At 65.7% G+C, this 12108-nt stretch carries 7 protein-coding genes; all 7 read left to right on the top strand.

Annotated features, from left to right (window positions below; genetic code table 11):
- The first annotated feature begins 4 nt into the window (after window positions 1-4).
- The 7 genes from HT579_07370 to HT579_07340 all read left to right on the top strand — a co-directional run bounded on the left by HT579_07370 (window position 5) and on the right by HT579_07340 (window position 12095).
- Entirely contained in the window at window positions 5-1357 is a 1353-nt protein-coding gene (locus tag HT579_07370) for a chemotaxis protein (protein ID QKS28755.1), read from the top strand.
- Between the two features lie 31 nt (window positions 1358-1388).
- The gene (locus HT579_07365; GenBank protein ID QKS28754.1) at window positions 1389-1697 is read left to right on the top strand and encodes an STAS domain-containing protein; all 309 of its coding nucleotides are present in this window, start codon (window positions 1389-1391) and stop codon (window positions 1695-1697) included.
- Window positions 1698-1730: 33 nt separating this feature from the next.
- Complete coding sequence (locus tag HT579_07360; protein ID QKS28753.1) at window positions 1731-3941, top strand: chemotaxis protein CheA; 2211 nt, start codon at window positions 1731-1733, stop codon at window positions 3939-3941.
- A gap of 147 nt (window positions 3942-4088) precedes the next feature.
- Entirely contained in the window at window positions 4089-6548 is a 2460-nt protein-coding gene (locus HT579_07355; protein QKS28752.1) for an MCP four helix bundle domain-containing protein, read from the top strand.
- Window positions 6549-6561: 13 nt separating this feature from the next.
- On the top strand, window positions 6562-7158 hold the full coding sequence (locus HT579_07350) for a chemotaxis protein CheW (protein QKS28751.1): 597 nt from the start codon (window positions 6562-6564) through the stop codon (window positions 7156-7158).
- Between the two features lie 214 nt (window positions 7159-7372).
- Window positions 7373-9589: a methyl-accepting chemotaxis protein gene (locus tag HT579_07345; GenBank protein ID QKS31550.1), complete on the top strand. Its 2217-nt coding sequence runs from the start codon at window positions 7373-7375 to the stop codon at window positions 9587-9589.
- 127 nt (window positions 9590-9716) lie between these two features.
- Complete coding sequence (locus HT579_07340; protein QKS28750.1) at window positions 9717-12095, top strand: nitrate- and nitrite sensing domain-containing protein; 2379 nt, start codon at window positions 9717-9719, stop codon at window positions 12093-12095.
- Window positions 12096-12108: the final 13 nt, after the last annotated feature.

The following is a 12108-nucleotide window of genomic DNA, read 5'->3' as shown; positions in this document are numbered from 1 at the left end:
GACAATGGCCAACTTTCCCAGCAAGCCGTATCGACAATACCGCCAGCGTACGCTGATCACCGGCGTCGCGGCGGCCCTCGTCCTCGTCGTCGTCGTTTTCCTGGCGCACGACACCTACGACGCGTTTCTCACCACCACCTTCGACCTCGGCGACCGCAGCGTCGACACCCTGATCACCCTGCTCGGCTTGCTGATCTTCATCGCCGTTCAACGCAGTGTCTCACGCGTGCTGTACAGCGATGTCAGCATGGGAATCGAAGAGGGGCTCAAGGATGAACGCCATCGCTGCCCGGCGAACAAGGTCTGTCAGCGCGTCGCGATGCCCGAACTGCGGGAGATTCCGCGCTTCAACAAGGTGCTCGTCGGGCAGTTGCGCAGCGTCGTCGAGCAGACGGAGAAAGCGGCTTACGACGTCACTTCGCGGCTGCAGACGATCGACGAGGTGGTCACCGACCTCAACCGCTTCGTTGCCGAAGCCGCGGCGGAATCGGCGGCGATGGCGCACGAGTCGGAAGCGAAGATCGGCGGCAATTGCCAACTGATCGGCAAGCTGGAAGCGTTCATCGCCCAGCGCATGGAGGATGCAGTCGAGGATCAGGAGCGCAGTGCCGAAGCCGTGCGCGAAGCCAAATCGCTGCAGACTCTGGTCGACCTGATCCGGCACATTGCCGGCCAGACCAACCTGCTGGCGCTGAATGCGGCGATCGAGGCCGCCCGTGCCGGTGAGGCCGGGCGCGGCTTCGCGGTCGTTGCCGACGAAGTCCGCAAGCTGTCGCAGGAAACCGAAACCGCGGTCAAGAAGATCAACGACGGAATCATCGCCGTCGCCGGCATCATCGAACGCCAGTTCAAGGACAAGCTCGCTCATTCGCATATCAACGAGGAGCGGGACAGCCTCGAACGCTTCGCGCAGCAGCTCGCCTCGCTCGGCGCCAGCTACGAGGGCCTGACCGCCCGCGAGCGGGCCATTCTCACGACGATCACCGAAAGCAGCGGCAAGCTTGGCGCGATGTTCATGGATACGCTGGCCAGCGTGCAGTTCCAGGACGTGACGCGGCAGCAGGTCGAACAGGTGATCGGCGGCATCGAACGTCTCGACAAGCACGCCGATGCACTCGCCGGCGTCCTCGAACGTGCCGTCGACGTTCGCCGCGAGGACGCCGTCGAGCCACTCGACAAGCAGCTCGAGCACCAGTTCTCGAACTATGTCATGGACCAGCAGCGCGCTGCACACAAGCAGGCGATGGGCCTGCCGCGCAGCCGCCCGGCCACCCGCGACCCGGCCGCGCCGCACGGCGCACCGGCCGCCCTGAAACCCGCCACGGTGACGAAGCCGTCCAACGTCGAGCTGTTCTGAACCGCCGCATCCGAGACCACGAGGAAAACCGATGACCACCACCACCGCCGCCAGCCGACTGGCCCTTGTCGACGACATGACGATCTACCAGGCGCAAGCGCAGAAGGACCAACTGCTCGCGGCGCTGGCGGCGACAGAGCATCTCGAACTCGACCTCTCCGGAGTCGGCGAAATGGACACTGCCGGCCTGCAACTGCTGCTGCTGCTCAAGCGCGAAGGTGTCCAGCAAGGCAAGCAGATGACGATCAGCGGCCACAGCCCCCGCGTCCAGCAGGTCCTCGACTTCTGCAATCTGGTCGGTGTCTTCGGTGACCCGATGGTCATCCCCGCCAACGCCTGAACACGCTGCGAACCACCCTGATGAGGAAGCAGAATGGATGAGCTGACCAGCACCTTCGTCAATGAAAGCCGCGACCAGTTGGTCGCCATGGAAGACGGGCTGCTGCGACTCGAGCAGAACCCCGACGACGCCGACAACCTGAAGGCGATCTTCCGCGCCGCGCACACCATCAAGGGCGGTTCCGGGGTCGTCGAATGCCACTTCATCGAGGCCTTCACGCACAAGGTCGAGAACGTCCTCGACAAGCTGCGCAACGGCGAAATCCCGGTCAGCGGCGAGCTGTCGACCGTGATGCTCGAATGCTGCGACCACATCGGCACCCTGCTCGACGTCCTCGCCGCCGGCCGGCCGCAACCCGACGCCGAGGTCCAGGCGCGCGGCGATGCGCTGCTGTTGACGCTGAGCAAACAGTTCCTCGACAGCCATCCCGAGACCGACGCCGGCGGCGCGCGCGACAACGAACTGCCGGTCGAGCACAACAGTGAACTCGAAGCGTCGGGCGGCGGCGTCGTCAACACCGACGCCTGGCACATCTCGATACGTTTCGGCCCGGCAGTGCTGCGAAACGGCATGGACCCGCTCGCCTTCCTGCAGTACCTGAGTTCGCTCGGCGAGATCATCGCCATCACGACGCTGGCCGATGGCATGCCCGTGGCAGCGCAGATGGACCCCGAGTGTTGCTATCTGGGCTTCGAGATCCGGTTCCAGACACGCGCTTCCAAGGTGCAGATCGAGCAGGTCTTCGAGTTCGTTCGCGAGGACTGCGCACTGCGGATCCTGCCGCCGCACTCGAAGATCAGCGAATACATCCAGTTGATCAATGAGTTGCCAGAGGACAAGATGCGCCTCGGCGAAATCCTCGTCCGCTCCGGCGCGCTGACGCAGGCTGAACTCGACGCCGGGTTGTCGCTGCAGAAGCAGGCCGCCACCGCCACCCCCGCTGGCGTCACGCCGCAGCGAACGCCGATCGGCGACATCCTGGTCGACCAGAAGGTGGTACACAAGGAACTGGTCGAGGCTGCTGCCAACCGGCAGACCGTCGTCAGCGAGAAGAAGGCCGTTGAAGCGCGCATGGTGCGGGTGCACGCCGACAAGCTCGACCAGTTGATCGATCTGGTGGGCGAGATGGTCATCGCCGGCGCCGGCGCCAACCTGCTCGCCCAGCGCAGTGGGCAGTCCGACCTGATGGAGTCGACCTCGGTCCTCCTCCGACTCGTCGAGGACATCCGCGACTCGGCGCTGCAGTTGCGCATGGTGCAGATCGGCGACACCTTCAACCGCTTCAACCGCGTCATCCGCGACAGCTCGCGCGAGATGGGCAAGAGCATCGACCTCGTCATCACCGGCGCCGAAACCGAACTCGACAAGTCGGTGGTCGAAAGACTCGGCGACCCGCTGATGCATCTGGTTCGCAATGCCATCGACCACGGCATCGAAGCGGCGGCGCTGCGCGCCGAGCGCGGCAAGCCCGAGAACGGCACGGTGCAGCTCAACGCCTATCACGACTCGGGAAGCATCGTCATCGAAGTCATCGACGACGGCGGCGGCCTGCCGCGCGACAAGATCCGTGCCAAGGCGATCGACAAGGGCCTCATCGACGCCGGTGCGACCCTCAGCGACCAGGAAATCACCAACCTGATCTTCGAAGCCGGCTTCTCGACCGCCGACCAGGTGACCAACATCTCCGGCCGTGGCGTCGGCATGGACGTCGTCCGCCGCAACATCCAGTCCTTGCGCGGCAGCGTCGAAGTCGCCACGGTCGAGGGCGAGGGCTCGACCTTCACCATCCGCCTGCCGCTGACGCTGGCCATCATCGATGGCTTCCTGACCGGCGTCGGCAAGGCCTCCTATGTGGTGCCGCTCGACTCGGTCGTCGAATGCATCGAACTCGCCGACGTTCCTGGCGAACGCAACTATCTCAACCTGCGTGGCGAGGTGCTGCCCTTCGTCCGCCTGCGCGAACTGTTCGACATCGGCGGCGAAGTTCCCGGTCGTCAGAACGTGGTCATCGTCCAGTACGCGGGACACAAGGCAGGGCTCGTCGTCGACGCGCTGCTCGGTGAGTTCCAGACCGTGATCAAGCCGCTTGGCGCGCTCTTCAAGCACCTCCGCGGCATCGGTGGTTCGACGATCCTGGGCACCGGCGAGGTCGCGCTGATCGTCGATGTCCCGGCGCTGGTCGAGCGCGCCAGCGCCCGCGAGGGCCAGCGGGTGTCGCAGCGCTCGCTGGCGACGATCGCCTGAAGGGAAGCCCACATGAAGAGCCCGCGCGCCAACAGGTATTCGTTCGAACCGCCCCGTTCCCGGCATGGACCGCCCTGACCGAAGGCCCACACCGCCCGAGCAGCACCGTTCAACCGTTTTTCGATCCACCCTCAGAGAGGTCTTCCCATGCTTTCCAATCTCAAGATCGGCATCCGCCTCAGCATCGCCTTCGCGATCGCCCTGCTCCTGTTGATCGTCGTTGCCGCCATCGGCGTCACCCGCGTCGGTGACCTGCAGACTGAAGTCACCGGACTGGTCAGGGACAAGAACGTCAAGACCAAGCTCGGCAACGACATCATCGACGACGTCAACGGGGTCGGCCGCTGGCATCGCAACATGCTGATCCTGAGGAGCGACGCAGCCACCCGCAGCGAAATGGAGAAGATCGCCGAAGCAAGAAAGAAAGTCACGGCACGCTTCGACGAACTCGACAAGTTCAGCTACGGCGACAGGGGCAAGGCCACCCTCGATGCCGCCAAGGACGCGCGCAAGGGCTTCATCACCGCCTCGCTCAAGGTCGAGGAGATTATCCGGGCACAACAATGGGACGAGGCGATCAGGTATTTCAACGAGGGCTACCGCCCGGCCTTCGACGCCTATACCAAGGCTGTCAACACCTTCATCGACTACCAGACCGAGTTGGCCGAGAAGGTCGGTGCGGACGCGGAGAACCTCGCCGCATCGACGCGCACGCTGATCGTCAGCCTGGCCGCTGCCGCCGTGCTGATCGGCAGCCTGCTCGCCTTCCTGATCACCCGCTCGATCACCGGCCCGACCAGCAGGATCGTCGCCGCCACTGGCAAGATGGCGACCGGCGACTTCGACTTCAAGCTCGACATCGACAGCCGGGACGAAATCGGCCAGCTCGCGAAAGGCGTGCAAGCGGTGCAGGCAGGCGTGCAGCGCATGATCGGCGATGCCGGAATGTTGGCCAGGGCGGCCGTCGACGGCAAGCTGGCGACGCGCGCCGACGCCACCAAGCATCAGGGCGACTTCCAGCGGGTGATCAAGGGCGTCAATGACACGCTCGACGCCGTCATCGGCCCGCTCAACGTCACCGCCCGCTATGTGGACGACATCTCCAAGGGCGTCACTCCGCCGGTCATCACCGACAACTACAACGGCGACTTCAACGTCATCAAGACCAACCTCAACAACATGGTCCGGATGATGAGCGACCTGCTCGCACAGACCGAAATCATCATCCGCGCCGCCGCCGACGGCGAACTCGGCAAGCGCGCCAACGCCGACCTCTTCGTCGGCGGCTGGAACCAGCTCGTCAAGGGCGTCAACGACACCATCAGCAACATCGTCACCCCGCTCAACGTCACCGCCAACTACGTCGACCGCATCTCCAAGGGTGACATCCCGCCGAAGATCACCGACACCTACCGCGGCGACTACAACATCATCAAGCACAACCTCAACACCTGCATCGACGCGGTCGATGCGCTGGTCGCCGACGCCAGCATGCTGGCGGCGGCGGCGGTCGCCGGCAAGCTCGCCACACGTGCCGACGCGAGCCGCCACCAGGGCGATTTCCGGAAGGTCGTCGCCGGCGTCAACGACACCCTCGACAACGTCGTCGGACCAATCAACGAGGTCCGCCGCATCATGGGAGCGATGGCCCAGGGCGACCTGACCCAGACCATCACCAGCAGCTACCAGGGCGACTTCGACGAGTTGAAGAACGCCATCAATCAGACCGTCGCCAAGTTGGTCGAGACCATCGGCGAAGTGTGCGCCGCTGCCGACAACCTCTCGAACGCTTCCGGACAGGTTTCCGCCACCGCCCAGTCACTGTCGCAATCGTCAAGCGAGCAGGCCGCGTCGGTCGAGGAAACGACCTCGAGCATGGAACAGATGAGCGCCTCGATCGTGCAGAACACCGAGAACGCCAAGATCACCGACGGCATGGCCTCGAGTGCCGCCAAGCAGGCGGCCGAGGGCGGCGACGCCGTCGGCCGCACCGTCGAGGCGATGAAGAGCATCGCCGAGAAGATCGGCATCATCGACGACATCGCCTACCAGACCAACCTGCTGGCGCTCAACGCCGCCATCGAGGCGGCGCGGGCCGGCGAACACGGCAAGGGCTTTGCCGTCGTCGCCGCCGAAGTCAGGAAGCTTGCCGAACGCTCGCAGGTCGCCGCGCAGGAGATCGGCAATGTCGCCAAGGATTCGGTGAAACTCGCCGAACGCGCCGGCTCCCTGCTGACCGAAATGGTCCCGTCGATCAGGAAGACCTCCGATCTCGTCCAGGAAATCGCTTCTGCCTCGCAGGAGCAGTCCTCCGGCGTCGGCCAGATCAACGGCGCCATGGGCCAGCTCAACCAGGCGACGCAGCAGAACGCCTCGGCCTCCGAGGAACTCGCGGCAACCGCCGAGGAGATGGGTAGCCAGGCCGAGCAGCTGCAGCAGTTGATGACCTTCTTCCAGTTGGCTGACAGCAGTCGCGCCGTGCCTGCAGTCCGCAAGCAGGCCAGTACCGCCGGTCGCCGACCGGTCGTCGTCGCCGCGCCGCGCGCCAAGGGGTCGGCACGCGTCGCCGCCGTCGCCGCGGCCGAACACGATTTCGAGCGATTCTGACCAGGAGTCCGCGATGACCCAGCTCACCCAGAGCCGCCCCGCAGGCGGTGCCGCCAACCCGGTCGCCAGGCATCAGGCAGCCGCCCTGCAGGCCCGGCAGACGGCTGCCGACGCCCCCCAGCAATACCTCACGTTCCTGCTTGGCGGCGAGATGTTCGCCGTCGGCATCCTCAACGTCAAGGAGATCATCGAGTACGGCAACCTGACCGAGATCCCGATGATGCCGCCGTTCATTCGCGGCGTCATCAACCTGCGCGGCAGTGTCGTGCCGGTGATCGATCTCGCGGCACGTTTCGGACACGCCCAGAGTCAGGTCGGCAAGCGCACCTGCATCGTCATCGTCGAGGTCACTGAGAACGACCTTCGTCACGACATCGGCATCATGGTGGACGCGGTCTCGGAAGTGCTCGAGATCCCCGGCAGCGACATCGAACCGCCACCGTCGTTCGGGGCCAGGATCCGCGCCGACTTCATCTTCGGGATGGGCAACGTCGGCGGCAAGTTCGTCATCCTGCTCAGCATCAACAGGGTATTGTCAGTCGAGGAAATCGCGCAACTGACGGCCACGGAAGCCGTCGCCGACGCGACGGCGATGCCGACAGCAAGCTGAGGGACCATTGCCGGGAAGGCCCGGCCCGGCAGTGCGTCCGACCGATGGAGAAATGGCGATGACTCTTTCCACGATGCCGATCTGGCTGCGCCTGACCCTGGCGATCTGGCTGATGCTGGCTCTCGCGCTCGGGAGCCTGATCGCCTGGGAAACCAGGGTCAATCGCCAGACGATTCTCGAGCAGGCGGAGGACTTCTCGAAAAGCATTCACGAGATGACGATGGCCGGCCTGACCGGAATGATGATCACCGGCACCGTCGGACAGCGTGAGGTCTTTCTCGACCAGATCAAGGAGCTGTCCGTCATCAAGGACCTGCAAGTGATCCGCAGCCAGGCGGTCATCAGCCAGTTCGGTGATGGCGGTCACGCCGTCCGCGAACTCGATGCGCTGGAGAGGGAGGCGCTGACCGACCGCAAGGAGATTCTGCGTATCGAGCGGGATGCCCCGAATGGCCACTATCTGCGCGTTGTCCGGCCGACGCTGGCGTCCAGGAGCTATCTCGGCAAGGACTGCACCGGCTGCCACACCGCAGAAGTCGGGACACCTCTGGGGCTGGTCAGCATGAAGATCTCGCTGAACAAGGTGGACGCTGCCGTCAGCGCCCTCATGTGGCAGGGGATCACCACGGCGGCGCTGCTGTGCTTCCTGCTGATCGCGCTCTTCGCCTTCTTCATTCGCCGCTTCGTGCTACGGGTTCTCGGTGGCGAACCCGCGCTGGCCACCGCGATCGCCAATCGGATCTCCCGAGGCGACATTTCCACCGCCATCGTGGTGCGTGCCGGAGATGCGAGCAGCCTGCTCTCGGCCATGAAGCGAATGTCCACCGCCATTCACACGCTGACTTCCGACACGATGACCCTGGCCAGTGCGGCCGTCGCCGGCAAGCTGGCGACACGCGCCGATGCGACCCGCCACCAGGGCGACTTCCGGAAGGTCGTCGAGGGCGTCAATGACACGCTCGATGCCGTGATCAGTCCGCTCAGCGTCGCAGCCACCACCGTCGAGCGGATCGCCCGGGGCGACATCCCGGCGAAGATCACCGATCCCTGCAACGGCGATTTCAACATCCTCAAGAACAACCTCAACACCTGCATCGACGCCATCAATGCTCTGGTCGCCGACGCCGCACGGCTGACCCGCGCCGCCGTGGACGGCAGGCTCGCGACGCGCGCCGACGCCGCCAGGCACCAGGGCGACTTCCGGAAGATCGTCACCGGGGTCAACGACACGCTCGACGCCGTGATCGGCCCGCTCAACGTCGCTGCCGCCACCGTCGACCGCATCGCCCGGGGCGACATCCCGGCAAAGATCACCGACCCCTACAACGGCGACTTCGACCTCCTCAAGAACAACCTCAACACCTGCATCGATGCCATCAACGCGCTCGTCGCCGACGCCGCCGTGCTGGCGGATGCCGCCGTGCAGGGCAAGCTCGCCACCCGCGCCAACGCGGCCAGGCATCAGGGCGACTTCCGGAAGATCGTCGCCGGGGTCAATGACACGCTCGACAAGGTCGTCGAGCCGATCCAGGAAGTCCGCCACATCCTGGGTGCCCTGGCCGGCGGCGACCTGTCACAGACGATCGTCACCGCTTACCGAGGCGACTTTGACGAGCTGAAGACAACCATCAACCAGACCATCGTCCGCCTGGTCGAGATCATCCGTGCAGTCCGCACCGCCGCCGACAACCTCTCGAACGCCGCCGGCCAGGTCTCGGCCACCGCGCAGGCGTTGTCGCACTCCGCGAGCGAGCAGGCCGCCTCGGTCGAGCAGACGACCTCGTCAATGGATCAGATGGCGGCTTCGATCTCGCGCAACACGGACAACGCCCGGCTCACCGACGGCATGGCAGCGTCTGCCGCCAGGCAGGCGGCAGACGGCGGCGAAGCCGTCGGCAAGACCGTCGACGACATGAAGAGCATCGCCGCCAAGGTCGGCATCATCGACGACATCGCCTACCAGACCAACCTGCTGGCGCTCAACGCCGCCATCGAGGCGGCACGCGCCGGGGAACACGGCAAGGGTTTCGCCGTCGTCGCCGCCGAAGTCCGGAAGCTCGCCGAACGCTCGCAGGTCGCCGCGCAGGAGATCGGCAACCTCGCCAGTTCGTCGGTCAGGCAGGCCGAACGCGCCGGCAGCCTGCTCGGCGAGATGGTGCCGACCATCGGCAGGACCTCCGAACGGGTGCAGGAGATCGCCCGGGCATCCGCCGAACAGTCCGCCGGCGTCGGCCAGATCAACGGCGCCATGCACCAGCTCAACCAGGCGACGCAGCAGAATGCCTCGGCCTCCGAGGAACTCGCCGCCACCGCCGAGGAACTCGGCGTGCAGGCCGCTCGGCTGCAGCAGACCATGACCTTCTTCACGCTGGCAGGCCGTCGGCGCCCGTCGGTCGGAACGGCGAGCCCGGACGGCGGAGCAGGGTCATGAACCTGCGCTCGATCCGCGTTCGCCTGTTGGCCATGACCGGTCTCCTGAGCATCGGTTTGCCGCCTTCCTGCTCAGTTCGGTCGCGACGAACTATCGCGCCATGCAGGAAAGCCGGCAGCTTCTGTCCATGACCGAGGTCGCCGTCGCCACCAGCGATCTGGTGCACGAATTGCAGAGGGAACGCGGCTTCTCCGCCGGTTTCATCGCCTCCCAGGGGCAGAAGTTCGCCGACGAACTGCTTGCTCAGCGCCGGCTCACCGACGCCCGCACCGAGGCTCTGGCGAGAATCCGGTCGGAGCGGGCCAGCGTGCTGCCCGATCAGTTCGCTCGTCGCTTCAAGGAAGCAGCCGACTTCGGCGAGGAGCTTGCCGAGCGCCGGCAACGGGTGCGTTCCCTCGTCATTTCGGGCAGTGAGTCCTTCGCCTTCTACACGCGCCTGATCGACCTCGAACTCGCCGCCGTCGCGCATGTCTCGCCGACCCTGGCGAACGCCGAAATGGTCCGCCGCTTCATCGCCTACAACGGCTTGATCCAGGCCAAGGAGTACACCGGGCCGGAACGCGCGACACTCAATGCCACGTTTTCCACCGACCTGCCGATGTCCGACACGGTCCTGCATCGACTGCTCGGCATCGTGACGAATCAGAACGCACATCTCGATACCTTCCGCATGATGTCGTCCGATGACGAGCTGATCGACGCGCTCGACGCTCTGCTCGCCACCGACTTCTCGAGAAATGCGGCGGCGATGCGCAAGATCGCACTCGATTCGGCCAGCGATGGCAACTTCGGCATTGCGCCGGGCGAGTGGGCCGCGACGATCACCAGCAAGATCGACGGCCTGAAGGCACTCGAAGACACCCTCGCCAGCCGGACCGTCGCTGCGGCCGAGAGCGCGTACGAGGATGCACGCAACGTCATGGCTCTGGACATTGCGCTCGGCTCGCTCGCCGGCATCCTGTCCGTGTCGCTCACCTGGCTGCTTGCGCGCATGCTGCGCGACGTGCATTCGCTCACCTTGACGGCGCTGAGAATTGCCGATGGCGACCTCAGCCAGACGATCACGCTGGCGCGCCGGGATGAGATCGGACTGCTGGCAAGCGCCGCCGCAGCCATCCAGAGCTCGGTTCAGCGACTCGTCGCCGATGCCAATCTGCTCGCCCGTGCCGCCGTCTCGGGCAAGCTCGCGACGCGTGCCGACGCGGCCAGCCATCCGGGCGACTTCGCGAAGGTGGTCCAGGGTGTCAACGACACGCTCGACGCCGTCATCGGTCCGCTCAACGTCACCGCCCGCTACGTCGACCGCATCGCCAAGGGCGACATCCCGCCGAAGATCAGCGACAGCTACCGCGGCGACTACGACCTCATCAAGCGCAACCTCAACACCTGCATCGACGCGGTCGATGCGCTGGTCGCCGACGCCGCCATGCTGGCAGCGGCGGCCGCTGCCAGCCAGCTCGCCACACGTGCCGAAGCGAGCCGCCACCACGGCGACTTTCGCAAGGTCGTCGCCGGCGTCAACGACACCCTCGACAGCGTCGTCGGACCAATCAACGAAGTCCGCAGCATCATGCGGGCGATGGCCGCGGGCGACCTGACGCAGACCATCACCACCAGCTACCGGGGCGACTTCGAAGAGTTGAGGAACGCCATCAACCAGACCGTCGCCAGGTTCGTCGAGACGATCGGCGAAGTGTGCGCCGCTGCCGACAACCTCTCGAACGCTTCCGGACAGGTTTCCGCCACCGCCCGGTCGCTGGCGCAGTCGTCGCGCGAGCAGGCCGCGTCGGTCGAGGAAACGACCTCGAGCATGGAACAGATGAATGCCTCGGTCGTCGAGAACACCGAGAACGCCCGCGTCACCGGCGGCATCGCCTCGACGGCCGCCCGTCAGGCGGCCGAAGGTGGCGACGCCGTCGGCCGCACGGTCGAGGCGATGCACAGTATCGCCGCCAGGATCGGCATCATCGACGACATCGCCTACCAGACCAACCTGCTGGCGCTCAACGCCGCCATCGAGGCGGCGCGCGCCGGCGAACGGGGCAAGGGCTTTGCCGTCGTCGCCGCCGAAGTGCGAAAGCTTGCCGAACGCAGCCGGATCGCCGCGCAGGAAATCGGCCACGTCGCCGGCGATTCGGTCAAGCTCGCCGAACGTGCCGGCTCGCTGCTCGGCGAGATGCTGCCATCGATCCGCAACACCTCCGACCTCGTACAGGAAATCGCCGCCACGTCGCAGGACCAGTCGGCCGGCGTCGGCCAGATCAACGGCGCAATGGGCCGGTTGAACCAGTCGACACAGCGGAACGCAGCGGCCTCCGGGGAACTCGCCGCAACAGCCGAAGAACTTGGCGGCCAGGCGGCTGAGTTGCAGGAACGGATGAGCTTCTTCCGGCTTGCCGACGGCGGCACTCCGTCGGCAAGCCGGCAGCCCCCAGGCAGCGGCCGCGCCGGCACGCGCCGCAGCGCCCGAGGGATGGCGGCTGCAGGCTGGTTGCAGCCGATCTGAGCGGCGGCCACTG

It is taken from the genome of Candidatus Accumulibacter similis, assembly GCA_013347225.1.
GTDB lineage: Bacteria > Pseudomonadota > Gammaproteobacteria > Burkholderiales > Rhodocyclaceae > Accumulibacter > Accumulibacter similis.
The sequence above is the reverse complement of the archived record's forward strand: the minus strand, read 5'-3'. Positions and strand labels throughout refer to the sequence as shown.

What these genes read in the sequence shown, in the direction of transcription:
- HT579_07370 (QKS28755.1), top strand. Translation starts at nt 5, where the DNA reads ATGGCCAACTTTCCCAGCAAGCCGTATCGACAATACCGCCAGCGTACG.
- HT579_07365 (QKS28754.1), top strand. Translation starts at nt 1,389, where the DNA reads ATGACCACCACCACCGCCGCCAGCCGACTGGCCCTTGTCGACGACATG.
- HT579_07360 (QKS28753.1), top strand. Translation starts at nt 1,731, where the DNA reads ATGGATGAGCTGACCAGCACCTTCGTCAATGAAAGCCGCGACCAGTTG.
- HT579_07355 (QKS28752.1), top strand. Translation starts at nt 4,089, where the DNA reads ATGCTTTCCAATCTCAAGATCGGCATCCGCCTCAGCATCGCCTTCGCG.
- HT579_07350 (QKS28751.1), top strand. Translation starts at nt 6,562, where the DNA reads ATGACCCAGCTCACCCAGAGCCGCCCCGCAGGCGGTGCCGCCAACCCG.
- HT579_07345 (QKS31550.1), top strand. Translation starts at nt 7,373, where the DNA reads ATGACGATGGCCGGCCTGACCGGAATGATGATCACCGGCACCGTCGGA.
- HT579_07340 (QKS28750.1), top strand. Translation starts at nt 9,717, where the DNA reads ATGACCGAGGTCGCCGTCGCCACCAGCGATCTGGTGCACGAATTGCAG.